This is a genomic window from Brevundimonas sp., from assembly GCF_965279155.1.
Taxonomy (GTDB): domain Bacteria; phylum Pseudomonadota; class Alphaproteobacteria; order Caulobacterales; family Caulobacteraceae; genus Brevundimonas.
Window position 1 is genome coordinate 1783150 of sequence record NZ_OZ257138.1, and the last position, 21831, is coordinate 1804980.

22 protein-coding genes are annotated in these 21831 nt (G+C 68.1%); 11 read left to right on the forward strand and 11 right to left on the reverse strand.

The genetic code is table 11. The annotated features are described in order from the left end of the window. Positions 1 to 43 precede the first annotated feature (43 nt). Positions 44 to 1144 carry a phytase gene (locus tag ACQY72_RS08520; protein WP_428152994.1) on the forward strand — a complete coding sequence of 367 codons (1101 nt, stop codon included), beginning with the start codon at positions 44 to 46 and terminating at the stop codon, positions 1142 to 1144. Between the two features lie 278 nt (positions 1145 to 1422). Then, the gene (locus tag ACQY72_RS08525) at positions 1423 to 2550 is read left to right on the forward strand and encodes a serine hydrolase domain-containing protein (protein WP_428152995.1); all 1128 of its coding nucleotides are present in this window, start codon (positions 1423 to 1425) and stop codon (positions 2548 to 2550) included. Between the two features lie 23 nt (positions 2551 to 2573). Here ACQY72_RS08525 and ACQY72_RS08530 read toward each other — a convergent pair whose 3' ends face one another. The 5 genes from ACQY72_RS08530 to ACQY72_RS08550 form a co-directional block, all read right to left on the reverse strand. Beyond that, the gene (locus ACQY72_RS08530) at positions 2574 to 2846 is read right to left on the reverse strand and encodes an HPr family phosphocarrier protein (RefSeq protein ID WP_017506134.1); all 273 of its coding nucleotides are present in this window, start codon (positions 2844 to 2846) and stop codon (positions 2574 to 2576) included. Further along, a complete protein-coding gene (locus tag ACQY72_RS08535) occupies positions 2843 to 3247 on the reverse strand; it encodes a PTS sugar transporter subunit IIA (protein WP_135193946.1) in 405 nt (134 codons plus the stop codon). The genes ACQY72_RS08530 and ACQY72_RS08535 overlap by 4 nt, the downstream gene beginning before the upstream one ends. Positions 3248 to 3367: 120 nt before the next feature. Continuing rightward, positions 3368 to 3790: an HPr kinase/phosphorylase gene (locus ACQY72_RS08540; protein ID WP_428152997.1), complete on the reverse strand. Its 423-nt coding sequence runs from the start codon at positions 3788 to 3790 to the stop codon at positions 3368 to 3370. Positions 3791 to 3792: 2 nt separating this feature from the next. After that, the gene (locus ACQY72_RS08545; RefSeq protein ID WP_428152998.1) at positions 3793 to 5406 is read right to left on the reverse strand and encodes an ATP-binding protein; all 1614 of its coding nucleotides are present in this window, start codon (positions 5404 to 5406) and stop codon (positions 3793 to 3795) included. Further along, positions 5375 to 6079: a response regulator transcription factor gene (locus tag ACQY72_RS08550; protein ID WP_372693363.1), complete on the reverse strand. Its 705-nt coding sequence runs from the start codon at positions 6077 to 6079 to the stop codon at positions 5375 to 5377. The genes ACQY72_RS08545 and ACQY72_RS08550 overlap by 32 nt, the downstream gene beginning before the upstream one ends. Before the next feature lie 230 nt (positions 6080 to 6309). Between ACQY72_RS08550 and ACQY72_RS08555 the strand changes: the two genes are divergently transcribed. Next, positions 6310 to 8028: a hypothetical protein gene (locus ACQY72_RS08555; RefSeq protein WP_428152999.1), complete on the forward strand. Its 1719-nt coding sequence runs from the start codon at positions 6310 to 6312 to the stop codon at positions 8026 to 8028. A 161-nt stretch (positions 8029 to 8189) separates the two neighbouring features. On the opposite strand, the gene ACQY72_RS08560 is transcribed toward ACQY72_RS08555, so the two are convergent. The 3 genes from ACQY72_RS08560 to ahcY form a co-directional block, all read right to left on the reverse strand. Continuing rightward, a complete protein-coding gene (locus ACQY72_RS08560; protein WP_428153000.1) occupies positions 8190 to 8579 on the reverse strand; it encodes a zf-TFIIB domain-containing protein in 390 nt (129 codons plus the stop codon). Positions 8580 to 9042: 463 nt separating this feature from the next. Continuing rightward, the gene (locus tag ACQY72_RS08565; protein ID WP_428153001.1) at positions 9043 to 10251 is read right to left on the reverse strand and encodes an NAD(P)/FAD-dependent oxidoreductase; all 1209 of its coding nucleotides are present in this window, start codon (positions 10249 to 10251) and stop codon (positions 9043 to 9045) included. 24 nt (positions 10252 to 10275) lie between these two features. Then, on the reverse strand, positions 10276 to 11667 hold the full coding sequence (gene ahcY, locus ACQY72_RS08570) for an adenosylhomocysteinase (protein WP_428153002.1): 1392 nt from the start codon (positions 11665 to 11667) through the stop codon (positions 10276 to 10278). Positions 11668 to 11861: 194 nt separating this feature from the next. Between ahcY and bioB the strand changes: the two genes are divergently transcribed. Together bioB and ACQY72_RS08580 are read left to right on the forward strand one after the other, a co-directional pair. After that, a complete protein-coding gene (gene bioB, locus ACQY72_RS08575) occupies positions 11862 to 12893 on the forward strand; it encodes a biotin synthase BioB (RefSeq protein WP_428153003.1) in 1032 nt (343 codons plus the stop codon). Positions 12894 to 12917: 24 nt separating this feature from the next. Next, the gene (locus ACQY72_RS08580; protein ID WP_428153005.1) at positions 12918 to 13316 is read left to right on the forward strand and encodes a Tat pathway signal protein; all 399 of its coding nucleotides are present in this window, start codon (positions 12918 to 12920) and stop codon (positions 13314 to 13316) included. Positions 13317 to 13320: 4 nt separating this feature from the next. Here the strand turns inward: ACQY72_RS08580 and ACQY72_RS08585 are convergent, their stop codons facing one another. Further along, the gene (locus ACQY72_RS08585) at positions 13321 to 15501 is read right to left on the reverse strand and encodes a primosomal protein N' (RefSeq protein ID WP_428153006.1); all 2181 of its coding nucleotides are present in this window, start codon (positions 15499 to 15501) and stop codon (positions 13321 to 13323) included. 216 nt (positions 15502 to 15717) lie between these two features. Here ACQY72_RS08585 and fsa point away from each other — a divergent pair, with 216 nt between their 5' ends. Genes fsa through ACQY72_RS08605 form a run of 4 tightly spaced genes read left to right on the forward strand, consistent with a single transcriptional unit; the run spans position 15718 to position 18990 of the window. Next, the gene (gene fsa, locus ACQY72_RS08590; protein WP_284876490.1) at positions 15718 to 16371 is read left to right on the forward strand and encodes a fructose-6-phosphate aldolase; all 654 of its coding nucleotides are present in this window, start codon (positions 15718 to 15720) and stop codon (positions 16369 to 16371) included. Positions 16372 to 16408: 37 nt separating this feature from the next. Beyond that, positions 16409 to 17122, forward strand: coding sequence for a DUF484 family protein (locus ACQY72_RS08595; protein ID WP_428153007.1), 714 nt, complete (start codon positions 16409 to 16411; stop codon positions 17120 to 17122). Further along, complete coding sequence (locus ACQY72_RS08600; protein ID WP_428153008.1) at positions 17104 to 18033, forward strand: tyrosine recombinase XerC; 930 nt, start codon at positions 17104 to 17106, stop codon at positions 18031 to 18033. The genes ACQY72_RS08595 and ACQY72_RS08600 overlap by 19 nt, the downstream gene beginning before the upstream one ends. 9 nt (positions 18034 to 18042) lie before the next feature. Further along, complete coding sequence (locus ACQY72_RS08605) at positions 18043 to 18990, forward strand: 2-hydroxyacid dehydrogenase (RefSeq protein WP_428153009.1); 948 nt, start codon at positions 18043 to 18045, stop codon at positions 18988 to 18990. Position 18991: 1 nt separating this feature from the next. On the opposite strand, the gene ACQY72_RS08610 is transcribed toward ACQY72_RS08605, so the two are convergent. Further along, a complete protein-coding gene (locus ACQY72_RS08610; RefSeq protein ID WP_428153010.1) occupies positions 18992 to 19342 on the reverse strand; it encodes a hypothetical protein in 351 nt (116 codons plus the stop codon). A gap of 154 nt (positions 19343 to 19496) precedes the next feature. On the opposite strand from ACQY72_RS08610, the gene ACQY72_RS08615 reads away from it, so the two are divergent. Continuing rightward, the gene (locus ACQY72_RS08615) at positions 19497 to 20498 is read left to right on the forward strand and encodes a retroviral-like aspartic protease family protein (RefSeq protein ID WP_428153011.1); all 1002 of its coding nucleotides are present in this window, start codon (positions 19497 to 19499) and stop codon (positions 20496 to 20498) included. On the opposite strand, the gene ACQY72_RS08620 is transcribed toward ACQY72_RS08615, so the two are convergent. Next, entirely contained in the window at positions 20485 to 21276 is a 792-nt protein-coding gene (locus ACQY72_RS08620; RefSeq protein WP_428153012.1) for an SDR family oxidoreductase, read from the reverse strand. The two genes, ACQY72_RS08615 and ACQY72_RS08620, sit on opposite strands and share 14 nt — an antisense overlap. A gap of 140 nt (positions 21277 to 21416) precedes the next feature. Between ACQY72_RS08620 and ACQY72_RS08625 the strand changes: the two genes are divergently transcribed. Next, positions 21417 to 21794: a hypothetical protein gene (locus ACQY72_RS08625; protein ID WP_426022325.1), complete on the forward strand. Its 378-nt coding sequence runs from the start codon at positions 21417 to 21419 to the stop codon at positions 21792 to 21794. Positions 21795 to 21831: the final 37 nt, after the last annotated feature.

The window sequence follows — 21831 nt, forward strand, 5'->3', positions numbered from 1 at the left end:
CAGGTTCGCGACAGGACGCCTTCAGACCATTTCGGGGACCAAAATGCGCCGCACCACCACCCGCCTGCTGTCCGCCTACGCTATGATGTCGCTTCTCGCCGCCTGCGCCACGCACGAGGTCGATTTCCAGGGCGAGGGCGAAGGCTTCGTCGGCCCCGGCGCATCGGTCCAGGCCGTGCTGGAAACCCCGTCGGTCGGCACGGCGGGCCAGGACGCCGCCGACGACCCCGCCGTCTGGGCCAGCGCCGCGCCCGTCAGTGTAATGGGCAAACAAACCCCCGGCTTCGTCGCCGGCACGGACAAGAAGTCCGGCCTCTATATCTATGGCTTCGACGGCCAGATCCTGCAGTTCCTGCCCGAGGGCCTGCTGAACAACGTCGATGTGGTCGAGGGTCTGTCGGTCGGCGGCCGCCCGCAGGTGGTGCTGGGCGCCAGCGACCGCACGCCGGGCAAGACCGGCATCTCGCTCTACACCTTCGACCCGGCCGGGACTGGCGACAACGGCGTGCGCTACTGGGGCGCCGTCGCCACCGACGTGATCGAACCCTACGGCTTCTGTTTCGCGCGTCGCGGGGCCGAGGTTCACGCCATCCTGGTCGGCCATGAGGGCGAACTGCGCCAGTTCATCCTGAGCGTCGGGGCTGACGGCAAGCCCGCCGCCCGCGAGGTGCGCCGCGCCGAGATCGGCACGATCTCCGAAGGCTGCGCCGCCGACGAGGCCACAGACGCCCTCTATATCACCGAGGAGAACGTGGGCCTGTGGCGCTATGGCCTGAACCCGGCGTCGGGCGCCGCCCGCACCCTGATCCAGCCCATCGCCAAGGACATTCTGGTCGCCGACGCCGAGGGCCTGACGACCATCACCGACGCCTCGGGCCGCTACCTGATCGCCTCCAGCCAGGGCGATTCCACCTTCCCCGTCTGGCGCATCGACGGCGCGGCGCCGGAATACAAAGGCCGGTTCAAGGTCGTTGACGGCGCAGTGGACGGCGTCACCGGCACGGACGGCTTAGCTGCTGCAAGCGGACAGGTCGGCCCCTTCCCCGAAGGCCTGGTCGTCATCCAGGACGACGTCAACGACGTCGGCACCCAGAACTTCAAATACGTCGACTGGCGCGACATCCGCAGGACGTTGGGGCTGTAGGCGCCGATCCAGCTGAGCCAATTCACGTTCGTTGGTTGGTCCAAGTAGCTTCTACAACGATCAAGCCGAACTCCCTGTGGGACTACCGCGAGGAGACCCCGGAGGATTGGTGTTAAAACAGCCGATCCTCGCGGCCTAACCGTTCGCTACTCACGATCAGCACCCTCAGCCGAAGCGCTGTCGGACCCCTGACATTGCCTAAGCTTAACTTGCGACATCAGGTCAAGCGAAAGCACATGCTGGCTTGCGCCATGAGGGCGGCGGAGGCTTTGAACGGCATGATGCGCATCGGCACGATGGCAGCGATAGGTTTATGGCTCGCGGCGAGCCCCGCACCAGCTCAACCCATCGATGATCCGGCCGCCCACGCACGGTCTCGAACCGCAGACGCCCCATCACCTAGTCTCGCCTTGGAGGCTGGAGCGCCCGAACTGCTTTTGCAATTCCACATCGCAAGCATCTCGGTCGCGGTTTTGAAGGAAGGGCGGATTGTTTACACCCAGGCTTGGGGCCAAGCCTCGCCCAGCGAACCCGCGACCCCGCAAACCCTCTACAACGTCGCGTCCTTGGCCAAGCCCGTCAGTGCGGAGGTCGCCATGCGGCTGGTTTCGAGCGGTAGTATCGCCTTGGACGAGAGCATGTCGGCCTATTGGATCGATCCGGACGTGGCGGGTGATTCTCGGGCGGCTCGGTTGACGCCGCGATTTGTCATGAGCCACCGCACGGGTTTGCCCAACTGGCGCGCCGACGACGGGGGTGTCCTTCGGTTCGATCACGAACCGGGAGAAATCTTCGGCTACTCTGGCGAAGGCTTTGAATGGCTAGCGCGGTTCGTTGAACGGAAGACAGGCGAGCCGTTCGAAACACTGGCACAGAACCTCATCTTCACCCCAAGCGGAATGAACGACACAGCCTACACACGACGCCCGTGGTTCGCTGGCCGTCTGGCCATGCCTTACGACGCAAATCTGATAGCCTTGCCCCAGCAGATCGCGGATCACTACATCGCATCCGACGATCTGATTTCGACGCCTTCCGACTACGGCCGCTTCATAATCGGCCTATTGCATCGGCAGGGCCTTACATCAGCGCTCTATCTAGAACGTCAAAAGGTCCAAACCGCGCGCTCTGGCCACGCGTGTGTAGTCGACGCCGCAACGCCTTGCGCGACCGAGGACGGTTTTGGTCTGGGATGGGAAAGCATTCTGATCGACGGGCGTCGGTTCCTGATGCACACCGGCATGGACGATGGAACCTTCACCTTCGCCTATATGGAACCCGAGACGGGCGAGGGGCTGGTGATGTTCACCAACAGCAGCAATGGGTGGCAGGCGGTCCTGCCCGTTCTGCAAATGACCGACACTGATGAGGCCTTCGTCCAACACCTACGCCGTGCGGTGTCCTGAAGTCGCAATAGAGCGACCACCAGTCACTGATCCTCGTCGAACTTCCGCGCGACCAGGTCCGTCAGGGCTTCCATCGCCTCTTCGGCGTCCGGCCCTTCGGCGGAGACGTCGATGCTGCAGCCGATGCCGGCGCCCAGCATCAAAAGGCCCATGATCGAGCGGGCGTCCACCGTCACCCCGTCGCGAGTGACGTGTATCTCGCTCTCGAAGCTGGAGGCCAGTTTGACGAACTTGGCCGAGGCGCGGGCGTGCAGGCCCCGGGTGTTGCAGATGTTCAGGGTCGCGGTGACGGTCATTTTTCGCCTGCGAGCACCCAGGACGCGACGGAGATGTATTTGCGCCCGGCGTCCTGCGCATGGGCCACGCAGGATTCCAGCGTCTCGCGACCGCGCACGCTGGCCAGCTTGATCAGCATGGGCAGGTTCAGCCCGGCGATCACCTCGGCATGCGTCTGTTCCATCACCGAAATCGCCAGGTTCGAGGGCGTGCCGCCGAACATGTCGGTCAGCAGGATGACGCCGTCGCCGTCGTCCACGGCCGCCGCCGCGTCCACGATGTCGCGACGCCGACGCTCCATGTCGTCTTCCGGCCCGATGCAGATGGCCGCGACGCCGCGCTGCGGGCCGACCACATGCTCCATGGCGGAAAGAAACTCGGACGCCAGCCCGCCGTGGGTGACGATCACCAGACCGATCATGAGGACTTCACTCGCATCCCGCCCTGAACCGTCCCAGGCATTCCCCCGCCCGGCAAGGAAGGCCGGACGCCGCCCTCTTTGGACCGCAAGGGGCGTGTCATAGACCCGTCTTTCGGGCTTTCAAAGCGTCTCAAGCGCGACTGCGACCACATCGACGGCCGAGGCCGGTCTGGGGTCCAGCGCCAAGAGGGGCAGGTCCACCCCCGCGAAACGCCGTGTCTGCGGCTCTGGAAGCCGTTCGACGGCCTCCGGCACGCAGGCGACGGCCAGCACCACGCGGGCCAGGGGGCGTGTCGCCGCGGACACGATTCCGACCCCGCGAACCTCGATCCGACCCGCGATCGAGGCGGGCGCAGAGGCATGAACCGCCCCGCCCGACGTCCAGACCTGGGTGTAATCGTCGCTGATTAACCGCCAACCCCGTGCGATCAGCCGCAGCGCCAGGTCGCTCTTGCCCACGCCCGACGGCCCCAGGATCATCACCCCCTGCCACGCGCCGCGCCTGCGAACGGCGACCGTGGTCGCGTGGACGGGAGGCTCCATCCTCATGCCCTGCGGCCGACCGCCGGGAAGACGATCTCGAACCGGGCGCCGCCCTCGGGACGGTTCTCGGCATGGACGCGGCCGCCGTGCGCCTCGGCGATCTGACGCACGATGGACAGGCCCAGGCCCGAGTTCGATCCGAACACCGCTCCCTTGGGCCGCGAGGTGTAGAATCGCTCGAACACCGTTTCCAGGTTCTCGGCCGGAATGCCCGGTCCCTGGTCCTCGACCCGCACGCGGATCGGCAGGTCGTCGGTCGTCTCTTCCAGCGTCACCTTGACCACCCCGCCGGCCGGGCTGAACGAGCGGGCGTTGTCGATCAGGTTGCGGAACACCTGCCCCAGCGGCCCGTCGCGCCCCATGACCCGCAGCGGCTGCTCGGGCGCCGTGAAGGTCACCGGGATGTCGCCGGGCTTGGCCGTCGTTTCATAGATGCCGACGATGTCGGCCAGCAGCCGGTTCACGTCCACCGGACGCGGCCGGTCCCGCGACAGTTCCGCATCCAGGCGCGACGCGTTGGAAATGTCGGTGATCAGCCGATCCAGCCGCCGCACGTCCTGCTGCAGCAGGGCCGTCAGTTTCTCGCGGTGCGCGTCGGTCTTGACCAGCGGCAGGGTCTCCAGCGCCGAGCGGATCGAGGTCAGGGGGTTCTTGATCTCGTGCGACACATCGGCCGCGAACCGCTCGATGGCGTCCATTCGCGTGGACAGGGTATCGGTCATGGATTCCAGCGACCGCGCCAGGTCGCCGATCTCGTCCTTGCGATCCTCCAGATCGGGCAGGGAGATGGCGCGCGCGCGTTGCAGCTTGACCTGATCCGCCGCCGCCGACAGCCGCATGATCGGCCGCGCCACGAACAGATGCAGCAGCAACGATCCCAGCAGATTGACCCCCAGCGCCACCAGGGCGAACGGGAACAGCGCCTGACGCTGGGCGCCCAGGATTTCATCCACGTCGCCGGATTCGACGGTCAGCACGCCCAGCACCTGGCGCACATGGCGCACCGGAATGGAGACGGAGACGACGCGGTCCCCGGATTCGTTGCGACGCAGGGTCGATTGCGGCGAGCCGTCCAGCGCCGCCGCCACCTCGGCCGCCAGTTCGCTGTCGGCCCGGGCGACGCGGCGCTCGGACAGCAGATTGGCCTTGGCGGCGTCCTCCGCCGCCGTCCCCGCCGGCTGCGCGTCGGGTAAGGGACGGCCGCCGATGGCCTCTGTCACCTGATAGCTGTCGACCAGCAACAGGCCGTTCACATCGTACAGCCGCACCCGCTGGCCCGCCGGGATGAACCGATCGGTCAGCCAGATCGATGCGCGAATGGGGTCCAGCTCGGGCGTCGGCTCTCCCCGCGTCACGCCTTCTTCGCGCAGCACATTGGCCAGCAGCTCAGCCTGAACCGTCAGCGATTCCTGACGCGCCTCGATCAGTCCAGGACGCCATTCATTGATCGCCAGCGCCCCGCCGAACAGGATCAGCAGGCTGAGCAGGTTGAGCACCAGGATGAAGCCGCCAAGCCGCGATCCGCCGAAGCGGAACAACGGCCGGCGCACAGGCTCCTCGTCGGGCTCTCGCCCGCCCGGAAGATCAGCTCTCGCGGTAGCGGTAGCCGACGCCATACAGGGTCTCGATCGCGTCGAACTCATTGTCCACGGCGCGGAACTTCTTGCGCATCCGCTTCACATGGCTGTCGATGGTGCGGTCGTCGACATAGACCTGATCGTCGTAGGCGGCGTCCATCAGGTTGTCGCGGCTCTTAACGAAGCCGGGACGCTGGGCCAGGGCCTGCAGCAGCAGGAACTCTGTCACCGTCAACTTGACCGGCTTGCCTTCCCAGGTGGACTCATGACGCGCCGGGTCCATCGACAGCTTGCCGCGCTTGATCGCCCGGCCCGAGACCTCGGCCGCCGTCTCCGGCTCGCCGCCGTCCGCGCCCGTGCGCCGCAGCAGCGCCTTGACCCGTTCGATCAGCAGCCGCTGGCTGAACGGTTTATGCATATAGTCGTCGGCGCCCAGGTTGAAGCCGAGGATCTCGTCGATCTCCTCGTCCTTGGACGTCAGCATGATGACCGGGATCTGCGAGGTCTGGCGCAGGCGACGCAGCACCTCCATCCCGTCCATGCGCGGCATCTTCACGTCCAGGATCGCCAGATCGGGCGGCGAGGATTCCAGCGCGGCCAGGCCCGATGCGCCGTCGTGATAGGCGGTGATCTTGTGGCCATGGCTTTCAAGCGCCAGCGACACGGACGCCACGATGTTCTCGTCGTCATCGATCAGGGTGATGTTGGCCAAGTCTGTCTTCTCCTGAACTTGCGTTCTCGCGAACGACAACGCGCAACAAGCGTAACCGTTCGATCACGGTGACATTAGGGCTGGAGCCCGGCGGGCAGAAGGGAATTCGCTCCACGATCTCCAACAGCGCGCGAAGGCCCAAGATGGTTCGTCGCCCCGCCCATTTCAACGCGGCGCCAAATTCGCCTCTGCAAACCTCGCCTTAAAGCCTTGCGCGCCAGGGTGGCGCCATGGCCGGTCCGATCCACTACGAAGTCTATGTCCGCAAGAGCGCGCCGTCCGCCTGGACCCTGCTGATCGCCACCGAAGACCGCAAACACGCCATCGAGACCGCCGAAGACCAGCTGAACGACCGCCTCGCCGTCGCCTCGCGCGTCACCAAGGAGACGCTGGACCCCGACACGATGGAGTTCAGCTCCCTCACCATCCTGACCCTGGGCGCGCCGGAAGAGAAAAAGAAGAAGGTCGCCGACCCGACGCTCCGACCGGCCTGCAACGGCCCGGCCGAGCTCTATTCCCCCCATGCCCGCGCCATGATCGGCCGGGTGCTTGAGGACTGGCTGAAGCGCGAGGGCGTCACCGCATTCGAACTGCTGCACCGCCCGGACGTGGCCGAACGGCTGGAGGCCTCGGGCGTCGAGCTTCAGCACGCCATCCAGAAGGTCGCCGTCCCCGAAAGCCAGGCCACCGGCCAGGACGTCCACGGCGTCGTGCGCCATTATCAGAAGCTGGTCGAACAGGGCATGGCGCGCCTGCGCAAGGCCGGCCGCGACGGCATGTTCCCTGCTTTGGAAGGCCGCTCCATCGCCGACCTGGCCCACCGTCTGGCCGGCGCTTCGGATCGCGCCTTCAGCATGGGCGGCGTCGTCGCCGGCGCCCTGAAGGACCGACGCGGCGCGCGCGAGCGGCTGGGCGCGCTGATGGATTTGATGGACGCGGCCCCCACGGACGGTCCGCCGCGCGCCCTGGTCGTCGTGGTGGTCGAACAGATCGTCGCCGAAATGTTGGCGGTGCGCACCAACCTGACCGAAATCCTCGGCCCGTCGCTTGATCAGGGCGCCAATCTGGCGGCCATCGTGCGGATGGTGGCCCCGGCCGAGATGGACGGCCTTCTGCGCATGGACCCGCGCCTCGCTTTGATGATGCCCGATGTGGACGGCCCGGCCGCGCGCCTGGGCGTGCATCTGGCGGCCGGCGACTTCCCGCTTCTGGCCGCGTCCCTGGCCCGTCTGGTGACGCGCGAACTGACCAGCCCGCGTCGCCTTCGCCCCGCCGATCCGGTGGGCGAGATCGACATCCTGCGGCTTCTGGCCATGGCCCTGACATCCTCGGCCGGCCGGCTGCTGACGCTGGAAGAGGTTCAGACCGCCTTCGTCGAACGCTCCAAGAGCCTGGTCACGGCGGATTTCGTCGGCGCCTACGTCAACCCCTGCCCGACCGTCCTGGCCGAGGCCGAACAGCTGACACGCCTGTGCGAGAACGTCACCGGCGGAGCCAACAAGCGCGCCGCCGCCCGCTGGCTCAGCGCCTGCATCGGCTCGCTGCGGTTCGAGACCGAGATGCGTCAGGCCGTGCCCGGCGGCCCCAGCGCGTCACAGAAACTGGCGACCCTGGCGCGCCTGCAACGCGCGGTCCGCGCCGCCCATCTGGGCGAACACGACCAGGCCCAGATCGCCGAGGCCATCGGCGCGGTCGGCGCCAATCTGGAGGTCGATGCCAACCTGATCGCCCAGATCGTCCGCGCCCAGGTCTCCGCCCCCCAGAAGCTGGCGGCCCTGCTGAAACTGGCGACAGGCGAGGCCGGCCCCTTGGGGCCGGCGGCCGACCGCGCCCGGTCCGAAGCGATCAAGCTTCTGCGCGCGCCGGACGTCCGCACCGCCCTGTCGGCCGCGCCCGAAAGCGTCGCCGCCCTGAAGGGCCTGATGCAGGCGGCGGGTCTCGCCGCCTAGCCTCTCCCGCAACCCGTCACCCTCGGGCTCGTCCCGAGGGCCCACGGCAGGTTTGGACACGGAAGGTCGGGGTTACGCACCGCTCGCCCCCCCCATGCAAAGCGCGATCCGGGGTGGGCCCTCGGGACGAGCCCGAGGGTGACGGGAGGTTATCTCAACACTCAGTCGAAGATGTCGAAGATGCTGTCGCGCTTCTTTTTCTTGTAGCCATGCTCGTTGTCGCGATACCGGTCGTCGCGGTATTTGTCGCTCTTGTAGCCCCGGTCGTCGCGATAGGGCTGCGGCGCCGCACCACCCCACGGCTGGGGTTGGGGATGAGGTTGGGCGTATTGCTGCGGCTGGGGCTGAACCGGCGGCGCAGCATAGGCCTGGGGCGCGGGCGCGACCGGCGCAGAGGCGCGGCCTTCCTCGACGGCGGCGGCCATCAGTTTTTCCAGCTCGCCGCGATCCAGCCAGACCCCCCGGCAGTCGGGGCACATGTCGAACTGGACGCCGTTGCGCTCCAGCGTCTGCATGGCGGCATTGTCGTTGGGACACATCAGAAGAGGCATTTCGGGCTCCGGTCGAAAGATTCAGGATCGGGCGGTCGATACGACGAGCCAGGAGGGGAGAAAGCCCCATCGCATCGACGCACCCGTGCGGTCCGACATCGCGTCGCACAGCCCGGCGCAAGGAAGGGGGAACGCCAGACCGCAACAACGCCAGAGGGGCCCGTTCCGCTCCCTCAAGCTAGGCGCCGCCCTGCCCCGCCGCCATGCGTCGCGGGGCCGCAGGGTGCTTTCGACGCCCTTCCATCCTATCTGCCGAGGAAAATGCGCAGCTTTTCCGTGCTTTGAAACCGACCAGGGACCATCTGCCGGTCACGGCGCCAAACCCGGTTAAACTGGATTCCCTGGTCTTTGACATCGTCTTGCGCGCGCAAGATCGAGCGCCGAAGGAGACACATTAGAGGAATTAGACGGTGTTTTTCGGTCGGTCCGACCGGCCAAAGTGCACAGATTGCACCCTGAAAACCTAGCAGACCTGCCCGGCCGCCCAGCCCGACGACCACGCCCACTGGAAATTATAGCCGCCCAGCCAGCCGGTCACGTCCACCGCCTCGCCGATGAAATACAGGCCGGGAACGGCCTTGGCCTGCATCGTCTGCTGATCCAGCGCGGCCGTATCGATCCCGCCCAGGGTGACCTCGGCGGTGCGATAGCCTTCCGACCCCACCGGCTTGACGGCCCAGGCGTTGACCGCCTGATCCAGCCGCCTCAGCACCTTGTCCGACAGGTCCGCCAGATTGCCCGACGCGCCTTCACGTACGCACAGGCTTTCGGCCAAGCGGCGCGGCACGATATGGCCCAGCGCCGTATGCACGGCCTGGCGTCCGTTCGCCGCCTTGGCCGCCTTCATCTCCTCGAACACGTCGCGGCCCGGCGCCATACTGGCCACCACCGCCTCGCCCTCGCGCCAGTAGGAGCTGATCTGCAGAATGGCCGGACCGCTCAGGCCCCGGTGGGTGAACAGCATCGCCTCGTTGAAACTGGCCTTGCGCGCCTTGGTCCCTTCGGGCGCCGAGGCGACCGAGGCGTCCACAGCCACCCCGGCCAGCAGAACCAGCGTCTCCAGCAGGCCCGCCTCGAACGTCAGCGGCACCAGGGCCGGCCGCGTCTCGGTGACGCGAATGTCGAACTGGCGCGCGATATCATAGGCCCAGCCGGTCGCGCCCATCTTGGGAATCGACTTGCCGCCCGTCGCCACGACCAGGGACACCGCCGCGACCTGCGATCCGTCCGACAGGGTCGCCGACCAGCCATCAGCCGACCGCGCGATCCGCTCCACTCCGGTCTTCATGTTCAGGGTGACGCCCGCCGCAGCCATGTCATCCGTCAGCATACGGACGATCTGCTTGGCGCTGTCGTCGCAGAACAGCTGGCCCAGCGTCTTTTCGTGCCAGGCGATCCCGGCCTTGTCGATCCGCTTGATGAAGTCGTGCTGGGTGTAGCGGCGCAGGGCCGAGGTCGCGAACCGGGGGTTCTCGCCCAGGAAGTTCGTCGGCCCGCAGCCCAGATTGGTGAAGTTGCAGCGCCCGCCGCCCGAGATGCGGATCTTCTCGCCCGGCCGGTCGGCATGATCCACGACCAGCACCCGGCGTCCACGTCGTCCGGCCTCGATGGCGGCCATCATCCCGGCCGCCCCTGCCCCCACGACGAGGACGTCGAACGACGCCCTCGTCATGACAGGCCCCTCGGTATGAGGGTCTTAGTAACGATAGTGATCCGTCTTGAACGGGCCTTCGACCGGCACGTTGATGTAGTCGGCCTGGTCCTTGGTCAGGACGGTCAGCTTGGCGCCCAGCTTGGCCAGGTGCAGCATGGCGACCTTCTCGTCCAGGTGTTTGGGCAGCGTATAGACCTTGTTGTCGTAGGCCTTGGCGTTGGTCCACAGCTCGATCTGGGCCAGGGTCTGGTTGGTGAAGGACGCCGACATCACGAACGAGGGGTGGCCGGTGGCGTTGCCCAGGTTCACCAGACGGCCTTCCGACAGCAGGATGATCTTCTTGCCGTCCGGGAACTCGATGTGGTGGACCTGCGGCTTGATCTCGTCCCACTTGAAGTTCTTCAGGCCGGCGACCTGAATCTCGCTGTCGAAGTGACCGATGTTGCAGACGATGGCGTTGTTCTTCATCTGCCGCATGTGATCGACGGTGATGACGTCCTTGTTGCCGGTCGTCGTCACGTAGATGTCGGCGCGGCCGGCGGTGTCGTCCAGCGTCTGGACCTCATAGCCTTCCATCGCGGCCTGCAGGGCGCAGATCGGGTCGATCTCGGTCACGATCACGCGGGCGCCGCCCTGGCGCAGCGAAGCGGCCGAGCCCTTGCCCACGTCGCCATAGCCGCAGACCACGGCGACCTTGCCCGACAGCATGACGTCGGTGCCGCGACGGATGGCGTCGACCAGGGATTCACGGCAGCCGTACAGGTTGTCGAACTTGGACTTGGTGACGCTGTCGTTGACGTTGATGGCGGGGAAGGGCAGCTCGCCCTTTTCGGCCATCTGATACAGGCGGTGAACGCCCGTGGTCGTCTCTTCCGACACGCCGCCGATGGCGTCGCGGATGGCCGAATAGAAGCCGGGCTTCTCGGCGATATAGCGCTTCATGACCTTGAAGAGGGCTTCCTCTTCCTCGTTCTGCGGGTTGGCCAGGACCGAGATGTCCTTCTCGGCCTTGGGGCCCAGCACGGTCAGCAGGGTCGCGTCGCCGCCGTCGTCCAGGATCAGGTTCGGATAGCCGCCGTCGGCCCATTCGAAGATCTTATGCGCATAGTCCCAGTATTCTTCCAGCGTCTCGCCCTTGGTGGCGAAGACCGGCGTGCCAGCTGCGGCGATCGCGGCGGCGGCATGGTCCTGGGTCGAGAAGATGTTGCACGAGGCCCAGCGCACTTCGGCGCCCAGGGCTTCCAGCGTCTGGATCAGGACCGCCGTCTGGATGGTCATGTGCAGGCTGCCGGCGATGCGGGCGCCCTTCAGGATCTGCTGCTCGCCAAACTCCTCGCGCAGAGCCATCAGGCCCGGCATTTCGGTCTCGGCGATCTCGATTTCCTTGTTGCCCCAATCGGCCAGGGTGATGTCGCGAACGATGTAGTCGGTCATGTCAGGGCTCCGAGCCGCAAGAAGGTTTGGGGCCTCATAGCCCGAGCGGACAAAAGGAGCAAGAAACCCATAAAGATATCCTTATGTGATGCGCTGTCGTGACGCCCAATTTTGTGAAGGCCCAGATTTGCAAAATTACGCTTTTGCGTATGACCCTGCTTGCATCAGGGGAAACGGATGCTAGTCGTTGGGTCATGGCCGACGACCTTTCCCGCACCCTTCCCGCCCGCCTCGACCTAGGTATCGACGCGGCGCAACCCCGCCACGACTGGACGCTGGAGGAGGTCGAGACCCTGTTCGCCCGCCCCTTCATGGAGCTGGTGTTCGACGCCGCCTCGGTCCACCGGCGCTGGTTCGACCCCAGCCAGGTCCAGAAGTCGCAGCTGCTGTCGATCAAGACCGGCGGCTGCGCCGAGAACTGCGGCTACTGCTCGCAATCGGCCAGTTTCAAGACCGGGCTGAAGGCCGAGAAACTGATGGAGCCGACCGCCGTCATCGCCGAGGCCATGGCCGCCAAGGCCGGCGGCGCCAGCCGCTTCTGCATGGGCGCGGCATGGCGCGAGCTGAAGGATCGCGACACGCCCAAACTGGCGGCGATGATCTCGGGCGTGAAGGCCCTGGGGCTGGAGACCTGCGCCACCCTGGGCATGCTGACCGCCGATCAGGCCAGGCAGCTCAAGGACGCCGGCCTCGACTACTACAACCACAACCTCGACACCGGTCCCGACTACTATGCCGAGGTCGTCACCACCCGCAGCTATCAGAACCGGCTGGATACGCTGGAGCATGTTCGCGACGCGGGGATGAGCACCTGCTGCGGCGGCATCGTCGGCATGGGCGAGGCGCGGCGGGAACGGGCCGGCCTGCTGCACGCCCTGGCGACCCTGCCCGCCCACCCCGACAGCCTGCCGGTCAACGCCCTGGTCCCCGTCACGGGAACACCGCTGGGCGAGCGCGTGCTGAAGACCGGCGAGATCGATCCGATCGAGTTCGTCCGCACCGTCGCCGTCGCCCGCCTGGTCTGCCCCAGGGCGATGGTGCGCCTGTCGGCCGGTCGCGAGACCATGAGCCCCGAGATGCAGGCCCTGTGCTTCCTCGCCGGCGCCAATTCCATCTTCGTGGGCGGCAAGCTGCTGACCACCCCCAACCCCGAGCAGGACGAGGACGCCCGCCTGTTCTCCCTGCTGGATCTGAAGCCCATGCCGGTGGGTGCAACGGCGAATTAAGGGATTGGGGTTAGGGCTGGCGGCATGGAACGCCGCGCTCTTCTCGGTCTCGCCGTTGTTGCGACGGCCGCCGCCTCGACCTCTGCTCGCGCGTCGAGCGGAGGCGCCGCGCCGTCCGCCGACACCTATTTCCGTCTGCCGGTCATCACCGCCTCGATCATCCAGGCCAGCGGCCGTCGCGGGGTTCTGACCATCGAGACGGGGGTCGATGTGCCCGACGCCGCCCTTCGCACCCGCGCCCAGCAGTCGGCGCCGCGTCTTCGCGCCGCCTACAACACCGCCGCCCAGCGCTTCGCCAACGGCCTGCGTCCGGGCGCCGTGCCCAATATCGACCAGCTGTCGGCCGAGCTTCAGGCGGCGACCAACGCCACTCTGGGCCGGGCCGGCGCCCGCGTGCTGCTCGGCACGGTGATGGCGGCCTGAGCGCCTACAAGAACGAATAGGGGTCCACGTCCACCGTCAGGCGGACCGAGGCCGGAACCTTCACCCGCGCCAGCCAGGCGCGCAGGAAGGCCTGGATGTTCACGTCGCGGTCGGCACGGACCAGCAGCCGCTTGCGCCGTCGCCCCCGCACCAAAGCAAGCGGCGCATCGGCGGGACCATAGACCTCCAGCCGTTCGGCGTTGGGAATGGCCTGGGCCAGGTCGGCGGCGACCTTCTCAACCGCAGCCGCATTCTCGCTGGACAGGATGATCGCCGCCAGCCGGCCATAGGGCGGCAGGGACGCCGCCTCGCGCTCGGCCATCTCCGCCTCGACGAAGGCGTCCCGGTCGCCCGCCGCCAGCGCCATCAGCACCGGATGCTCGGGCGTCCAGGTCTGCAAGATGGCCCGTCCCGGTCGGTCGGCCCGCCCCGCCCGCCCCGTCGCCTGGGCCAGCAGCTGGTAGGTCCGCTCGGCCGCGCGCAGGTCGCCGCCGCGCAGGCCCAGATCCGCATCCACCACCCCGACCAGGGTCAGGCGCGGGAAGTTGTGCCCCTTGGCTGCCGCCTGGGTGGCGACCAGGATGTCGATCTCGCCGTCGGTCATCCGCTGGATCAGGGCGCGCGCAGACTTGGCGTCCGGCGCGGTGTCGGAGCTGAACACCGCCGTCCGCGCCTCGGGGAACAGCTGGCGCACCTCCTCCTCGACCCGCTCCACGCCGGGACCAACCGAGACCAGCGAATCCTCTGCCCCGCACGACGGGCACAGCTTGGGCCGCGCCATGGAAAAGCCGGTCAGGTGACAGACCAGCCGCCCGGTATAGCGATGCTCGACCAGCCAGCTGTCGGTGTCGGGCGCCGTCAGCCGGTGCCCGCAGGCGCGGCACAGGACGACGGGCGCATAGCCGCGCCGGTTCAGGAACAGCAGGGTCTGCTCACCCCGCAGCAAGGTCTCGCCGATGGCCAGCCGCAGCGGCTGCGACAGCCAGGTCTGGGGATCGGGCGTGTTCTGGCGCAGGTCCAGCAGGGCGATGTCCGGCAGGACCGCCGTCCCGTGCCTCGCGCCCAGCTTCAGCCAGTCGTAGCGACCGCTCTGGGCGTTCCACAGCGTCTCCAGCGACGGGGTCGCCGAGGCCAGGACCACCGCCGCACCCTCGATCCGCGCCCGCGCCACGGCCAGGTCGCGGCCGTGATAGACCAGTCCCTCCTCCTGCTTGAACGAGCCGTCGTGCTCCTCGTCCACCACGATCAGGCGCAGGTTGACGAAGGGCAGGAACAGGGCCGACCGCGCCCCGACAACGATATTGCAGCGCCCGGCGACCACGGCCTCCCACACCTGGCGACGGCGCGGCGGGGCGACGCCGGAATGCCATTCGGCCGGGGCCGCGCCGAACCGCGCCGTGATCCGCTCGATCAGGGCCTGGGTCAGGGCGATCTCGGGCAACAGGATCAGGATCTGCGCCGCCGGATCGGCCCGCAGCACCCGCGCGACCGCCTCCAGATAGGCCTCGGTCTTGCCCGATCCCGTGACCCCGTCCAGCAGGAAGGGACGGAAACCGCCGCCGGTCACGCCCTCGGCCAGGGCCGCCGCCGCCGCCGCCTGATCGCCGTTCAGCGATGCGGGCGCATGATCGGGATCGGGCCGGTCGAACGCCGCCTCGGCCGCGATCTCGATGATCTCCAGCACGCCTTCGTCGATCAGTCCCTTGATCACGGCGGACGACACCCCCGCCGCTCGCGCCAGATCGGCGCCCTTCATGGATCGCTCGCCCAGGGCCTCCAGCACGCCCGTTCGCGCCGACGTGGCCCGCGATGGCGCCCGCTCGTCTACCCGCCGAACCCGACGTTCCGGCCGGGGACGCGGCGCGCGAAGGCCCTTCAACGCCGTCGCCGCCATCTCACCCGGCGGTGACAGGGTCCAGCGCCCGGCCCATTCGACGAAATCCACGACGCGCGACGGCAGGGCCGGATCGTCCAACAGACTGTCCACCGCCTTCAGCCGCCGGTTCGACCCCGTCGTTTCGAACACCTCCGACACGATGCCCCGCATCAGGCGCGGCCCCAGCGGCACGGCGACCTGATCGCCGCGCGCCAGGGTCAGGGCCTCGGGAACCTCATAATCAAAGGCTTCCGGCACCGGTAGAGGAATGAGGACCGAGGCGACTTTCACTCGCCGTCTCCTCCCCATGCAATGGGGAGGGGGACCACCCCCGGGTCTCGCCGAAGGCGAGCCCGAGGACAGGCTACGCGGTGGAGGGGCTCTTGCCGCATCAGGGGCGCCTGTCGTGCGGCCAGAGCCCCTCCGTCACGGCGCGAAGACGTGCCGCGCCACCTCCCCATCGCGAGCGATGGGGAGGAGAAAGGGAGTCGCATCCGCTGTTCGGTGGCGCTAAAAGCCCTGCCCATGAAACTCTTTCTCGATACCGCCGACGTCGCCGTCATCAAGGACATGGTCCCCACCGGAATGGTGGACGGCGTCACCACCAATCCGTCGCTGATCGCCAAGTCGGGTCGGAACATCGCCGAGGTCATCGCCGAAATCTGCGCCCTGGTCGAGGGGCCGATTTCCGCCGAGGCCGTCTCGCTCGATTTCGAGACCATGGTCAAGGAGGGCGACAAGCTCGCCGCCATCGCCCCGAACGTGGTCGTGAAACTGCCCCTGACCTGGGACGGTCTGCGCGCCTGCCGCGTCTTCACCGACAAGGGGATCAAGACCAACGTCACCCTGTGCTTCTCGGCCGCCCAGGCCCTGCTGGCCGCCAAGGCCGGCGCCACCTTCGTCTCGCCCTTCGTCGGCCGGCTGGAAGACAACGGCGCCGACGGCATCGGCCTGCTGGAAGAAATCCGCGTCCTGTATGACGTCCACGGGTTCGACACCCAGATCCTGGCCGCGTCCTTGCGCAACGTCGCCCATGTGGCCGCCGCCGCCGTCGCCGGATCGGACGCCGCCACCTTCGGCGCCGACACCTTCAAGGCCCTGGTGAACCACCCGTTAACCGACAAGGGTCTTGATGCCTTCGTGGCGGACTGGGCCAAGACCGGTCAGTCGATCCTGTAGCATCGCGTTTCCCGGAGAGGTCTGTTTGAGCGGCTCATTGGACCTTTTCGAAACGTCGGAAGCGGACGCAACGCCCCATATCGGCGACGGCCTGCACTGGCCCGACGTGCGCGGCTGGCTTCAGACCCATCCCCAGACCCTGCTGGACGACCGCTCCTTGCTGGAAGAGATCGGTCTGCGTCCGCACGGCCGCAACGTGGTCGAGTTCGGCGCCGCCGCCCTGACGCGGCTGGAGGCGGTGGTCGAGCGCGAGACCGGCGCCCGGCGCGAGATCGAACTGATCGCGCGGGCCAACTTCGCCGCCCAGACCCAGACCCATGTGGCGACCCTGGACCTGATGGAGGCCAAGAACCATTCCGACCTGGCCCGGCGTCTGGATGCGGCGGCGCAGGGGCGGTTCGGCCTGGCCGGCGCCGCCATCGCCCTGGAAAAGCCCGGCGGCGTGCCCTTCGGCTGGCGCGCGCTGGAAGAAGGCGACGTCGACAACCTGTTGGGCGAGCACGGCCTGACCTGGCTGGGTCCGATGATCCCGGGGCTTAACGTCTTCGGCGCGACCGAGGATCAGGTGAAGTCCATAGCCCTGGTCCGCATGGCCCCGCATCTGACGCCCGGCGGACCGCCGCGCCCCTGCATCTGCGCCTTCGGCTCGCCCGAGCCGGAAGGCTTCACCCCGAACATGGGCTGCGAACTGGCCGCCTTCCTGGCGCGGGTTGTGGAGCGGATGGCCGAGCGATGGCCCGTCCTGAACTGACCGCCTCCGACGCCCTGCGCGCCTGGCTGGATCATCTGGCGCACGAACGTCGGCTGTCGCCGCGCACGCTGGAAGCCTATGGCCACATCGGCCGGCTCTATGTCGCCTTCCTCGAACGCCATCGCGGCGAGACCCTGTCGCTGAAGGACATGGGCACGATCACCGCCGCCGAGGTCCGCGCCCACATGGCCGAGCGCCGTTCAGGCGATCACCCGCTGGCGGCGCGGTCGCTGAGCCAGAGCCTGTCGGCCATTCGCGGGTTCCACGCCTTCCTCGACCGGCGGCTGGAAACGCCCACGCCGCAACTGGCTCTGGTGCGCGGGCCCAAGGTCAAGCCGTCCCTGCCTCGGCCGGTGACCGAGGATCAGGCGCGCGGGCTGTTGGCCGAACCCGACGCCGATCCCGACGCCGAACCGTGGGAGGCCGCGCGCGACCGGGCGGTGCTGACCCTGCTCTACGGCTGCGGCCTGCGGATTTCCGAGGCCATGTCGCTGGTCCGCAGCGACGCGCCGCTGGGCGAGACCCTGCGCATCGTCGGCAAGGGCTCCAAGACCCGAATCGCCCCCATCCTGCCCGCCGTGCGTGCGGCGGTGGACGCCTATCTGGCCCTGCTGCCCTTCCCGCTTCAGCCCTCAGACGCCCTGTTCCGCGCCCGACGCGGCGGCCCGCTCAGCCCCCGTCATGTCCAGGCCTCGGTCCAGAAGCTGCGCGGGCGGCTGGGCCTGCCAGAGCGCACCACGCCCCATGCCCTGCGGCACAGTTTCGCGACCCATCTGCTGGGCGCCGGCGCCGACTTGCGTTCGATCCAGGAACTGCTGGGCCACGCCAGTCTGTCCACGACCCAGAAATACACCGGCGTCGACGCCGATAGACTTTTGAACGCCTATGCGGCCGCCCATCCCCGCGCCTAGAACGGCTGGATGAGTATCGACATCCTGGCCATCGGCCTGCCCGCCCTCGCCGACAAGATGCTGACCCAGCGCGCGCCCGGTCTGGGCTGGACCCTGCATCGCCCCGGCCCCGACGGCCTGCCTTCGCCCGAGGTCGCCGACCGCATCGTCGGCGTCGCCGCCTCTGGCGCCGCGACCGTGGACGCCCGACTGATCGACGCCCTGCCCGCACTGAAGATCGTCTCGGTCCACGCCGTCGGCTATGATCTGACCGACGTCGCCCACGCCCGGTCGCGCGGCGTGGTCGTCACCCATACGCCCGATGTCCTGAACGAGGACGTGGCCGATCTGGCCTTGCTGCTGACCCTGGGGACCCTGCGATGCCTGCCGGCCATGGACGCCTATGTCCGCGCCGGACGCTGGGTCTCGGACGGGCCGCCGCCGCTGTCGCGCAGCGCGACGGGCCTGCGCTACGGCCTGCTGGGTCTGGGTCGCATCGGCCAGGCCATCGCGCGGCGACTGGAGCCCTTCGCTGGCGACATCGCCTATCACAACCGCAATCCGGTCAAGGATGCGCCTTGGCGGCACGTGCCGAACCTGGTCGATCTGGCGGCCGAGGTCGATGTGCTGATCGTCATCGTGCCGGGCGGCGCCGCGACGCGCGGCCTGGTCTCGGCCGAGGTGCTGGAGGCCCTGGGCCCGACCGGCGTGCTGATCAATGTCGCGCGCGGCGAGGTGGTGGATCAGGACGCCCTGGTCGCCGCCCTGACCTCAGGCAAACTGGGCGGCGCGGGCCTGGATGTCTTCGCCGACGAACCGAACGTGCCCCAGGCCCTGATCGACAGCGACCGCTGCGTCCTGACGCCCCACGTCGCCTCGGCCACCGTCGAGACCCGCAACGCCATGGCCGAACTGATGATGGCGAACCTTGAGGCCGTGCTGGCGGACAAGCCGCCGGTCACCCCGGTCCCGGACTAACCTACTGACCCGGCCGTGAGGGACGGGGCGGCGTCACCGACACGGTCGGGCCGAACACCCGGCCCAGGGCGCGCGGCTGATCGGGGATGACATAGCTGATCGGCAAGGGGCAGTTGTTCCGATCGCGCCGATCCAGCAACAGATAGCGTCGCGCCTGGCCGTCATCGAGCGAACGGTCCAGCGTCATGGCGGGGTCGCTGCCGCCTTGCTGGGCCTGCATCAAGGCAGGGGCGCAAGGCTCCGTACCTTGGGTCGCAACGGAAACGACCCGAACCGCGCCATGGTCGATCATGGCCGTCGAAGGCGTCATGGATGCAGGATCAGACAGGGCCAGCATGAGCAAGGTCAGCATCGCATCCTCCGGGTTCTAGGCCGACACTACGCCGGCAACCTCGGATTGACCAGATCGGCGCCGAACCACAGGACCGACAAGAATATGTCGCATGGCCTTGGCGGAAAGCGCCTAACCTGATGGCCTCGGCCATGGCGTCAAGGAGGACAGGCGGGTGCGCCTTGCAGTTGGCGACCAGACTTCCTGCACGTCGTCGCGGCGCGAGGCGCTGAGCCTGCTGGCGGCTGTCCCGTTTCTTTCCGCCCAGACCGCTGCCCCGTCGGAGCCGCCGCCCGATCAGATCCGGCTTTTGCAGAACCTGCTGACTCGGATGGGCGTGGGCGTGCGTCTGAACGGCGGCGTGCAGCAGGTGTTCGTCATCGACACCGGCGCCGAACGCAGCGCGCTTTCGGCCGAGCTGGCGCAGGCTCTGATGCTGCCGCCCGGCCGCCCGGTCGTGGTGCACGGCATCACCGCAGCCGAGGTCACGCCGACCGTCGAAATCGCACAGATCGAGATCGGGCGGCGGCGTTTCGCCGACCTGACCCTGCCGGTCTTCCCCCGCGCCGCCCTGGGCGCCGACGGCCTGTTGGGTCTCGACCTTCTGTCGCGCTTTCGCCTGACCCTAGACGTCAATGCGCGCCAGGTCGCCCTGTCGCCCTCGGGCTCGACCAGCATCGCCCTGACGACCAGCACCGACGGCGCGCGGCTTCGCCAGCAGGACATCCTCGTCGCCGGCCATCGCGGTCGGTTCGGCCAACTGATCCTGACCCGGATCGAAGTGGCGGGCGTCGAGGTCGCCGCCTTCATCGACAGCGGCGCGCAATATTCGATCGGCAATCTGGCGCTGATGCAGGCGGCCGGGATCGGCCAGACCACCGACCTGTCGCAGCCGGTTCGCATGGTCGGCATCGTCGGCGGTGCGGTGACGGCGCAGTCGGGGACAGCCCCGGCCATGCAGGTGGCGGGACGGTCGCTGGGACCGACCCCGCTGCTGTTCGCCGACCTGCATGTCTTTCAGGTCATGGGCTTGATCGACCAGCCGGCCCTGCTGCTGGGCGCCGACATCCTGAGCCGGTTCAGCCGGATCACCCTGGATTACGGCCGCAGCCGCGTGGCCTTCGGCGGCGTGCTGCGTCGCCGCCCCTCAGCCGCCGGCGCGGTCAGATCGCCTTGATCGCCCCGCCGTCCAGCCGGATCAGCGAGCCGGTGACATAGGCCGCCAGGGGGCTGGCCAGGAAGGCGGCGGTTGCGCCGAACTCCTCGGTCGTACCGATGCGGCCGACGGGGATGGCCTTGACGGACTCGGCCCGCGCCTGCTGCGGCGTGATCCCGGTGCGCTCGGCCGCCGCCTGGTCCAGCCGTTCGATGCGCGGCGTGTCGATTCGACCCGGCAACAGGGTGTTGACCGTCACCCCGTCGGGGCCGACCTCGTTCGCCAGCGTCTTGGCCCAGGCGGCGACCGAGGCCCGCAGGGTGTTGGACACGCCCAGCGCCGCCGAGGGCTCCACAACCGTGATCGAGGCGACGTTCAGGATCCGCCCCCAGCCGGCCGCCCGCATGCGCGGCAACACCCGGTCCGTCAGGCGGAAGATCGAAAGCACCATCGATTCGAAATGATCGCGCCACACCGCCGGCTCCAGCCCCGACACCCCCGACGGTGGCGGCCCGCCCGTGTTGTTCAGCAGGATCTCGATATGACCGCCCAGCAGCTCTTCGGCCAGGTCCGCCGCCTTCAGCAGCGCCGCGTGATCGGCCAGGTCCGCCGTCACCACGACCGCCTTGCCCGGCCCGGCCGCGTTCAGCGCATCCGCCACGGCCTGAAGCTTTTCCGCATCGCGCGACAGCAGGGCGACATGCGCCCCCTCGGCGACCAGAGCCGTCGCCACGGCGCGGCCCAGGCCGGATGATCCCCCGCAGATCAGGGCGCGCTTGCGGTCCAGTTTCAGGTCCATGGTCGATCTCCGGCTTGGGTTTCAGCCCTCGATATCGGACGCCTGCCCGTCCGACGCAACGCGGCGTTAACCGACGCAGCGCACCTTCATGCCGAAGCGGTCGCCATCAGCCGCCAGGACAGGCCGGGGAGGGCTCGCCCATGTCGACCAAAATGACGTCGAGCATCCGCCGACACAGCGATCATTTCGAGCCGCAGGATACCGATCCCCAGGAACAGCGCCGCCTGCGCGGCCAGCTGGAACAGATCGACTACGCCGCCTACGTTGCCAACAAGGAGGTGATCGGCCACGCCCTGACCGGCGTCGACGCCTCGTCCCTGCAAAAGCTGGCGGTCATGACCGCCACGGCCCGCGCCAAATGGGTGGCGGAATCCCTGCGCCTCGCCCACTCCGGCTCGGCCGTGACGCCTGACCAGGTCGCCCGCCTGACCGCCGCCCGCACCGCCTACGACGAACTCGCCGAAGCCTACGAGGCCCTGCGCCGCATCATCGAGCGGGGGTATATCTCGCTGCGGTGAGGTGACGTCGCTTCCGATTCCAGGAGCGAGCGAGACC

Coding starts and splice junctions, on each gene's coding strand:
- ACQY72_RS08520 (WP_428152994.1), top strand. CDS start 44: ATGCGCCGCACCACCACCCGCCTGCTGTCCGCCTACGCTATGATGTCG.
- ACQY72_RS08525 (WP_428152995.1), top strand. CDS start 1,423: ATGATGCGCATCGGCACGATGGCAGCGATAGGTTTATGGCTCGCGGCG.
- ACQY72_RS08530 (WP_017506134.1), bottom strand. CDS start 2,846: ATGACCGTCACCGCGACCCTGAACATCTGCAACACCCGGGGCCTGCAC.
- ACQY72_RS08535 (WP_135193946.1), bottom strand. CDS start 3,247: ATGATCGGTCTGGTGATCGTCACCCACGGCGGGCTGGCGTCCGAGTTT.
- ACQY72_RS08540 (WP_428152997.1), bottom strand. CDS start 3,790: ATGGAGCCTCCCGTCCACGCGACCACGGTCGCCGTTCGCAGGCGCGGC.
- ACQY72_RS08545 (WP_428152998.1), bottom strand. CDS start 5,406: ATGGCGTCGGCTACCGCTACCGCGAGAGCTGATCTTCCGGGCGGGCGA.
- ACQY72_RS08555 (WP_428152999.1), top strand. CDS start 6,310: ATGGCCGGTCCGATCCACTACGAAGTCTATGTCCGCAAGAGCGCGCCG.
- ACQY72_RS08560 (WP_428153000.1), bottom strand. CDS start 8,579: ATGCCTCTTCTGATGTGTCCCAACGACAATGCCGCCATGCAGACGCTG.
- ACQY72_RS08565 (WP_428153001.1), bottom strand. CDS start 10,251: ATGACGAGGGCGTCGTTCGACGTCCTCGTCGTGGGGGCAGGGGCGGCC.
- ahcY (WP_428153002.1), bottom strand. CDS start 11,667: ATGACCGACTACATCGTTCGCGACATCACCCTGGCCGATTGGGGCAAC.
- bioB (WP_428153003.1), top strand. CDS start 11,862: ATGGCCGACGACCTTTCCCGCACCCTTCCCGCCCGCCTCGACCTAGGT.
- ACQY72_RS08580 (WP_428153005.1), top strand. CDS start 12,918: ATGGAACGCCGCGCTCTTCTCGGTCTCGCCGTTGTTGCGACGGCCGCC.
- ACQY72_RS08585 (WP_428153006.1), bottom strand. CDS start 15,501: ATGGGGAGGAGACGGCGAGTGAAAGTCGCCTCGGTCCTCATTCCTCTA.
- fsa (WP_284876490.1), top strand. CDS start 15,718: ATGAAACTCTTTCTCGATACCGCCGACGTCGCCGTCATCAAGGACATG.
- ACQY72_RS08600 (WP_428153008.1), top strand. CDS start 17,104: ATGGCCCGTCCTGAACTGACCGCCTCCGACGCCCTGCGCGCCTGGCTG.
- ACQY72_RS08605 (WP_428153009.1), top strand. CDS start 18,043: ATGAGTATCGACATCCTGGCCATCGGCCTGCCCGCCCTCGCCGACAAG.
- ACQY72_RS08610 (WP_428153010.1), bottom strand. CDS start 19,342: ATGCTGACCTTGCTCATGCTGGCCCTGTCTGATCCTGCATCCATGACG.
- ACQY72_RS08620 (WP_428153012.1), bottom strand. CDS start 21,276: ATGGACCTGAAACTGGACCGCAAGCGCGCCCTGATCTGCGGGGGATCA.
- ACQY72_RS08625 (WP_426022325.1), top strand. CDS start 21,417: ATGTCGACCAAAATGACGTCGAGCATCCGCCGACACAGCGATCATTTC.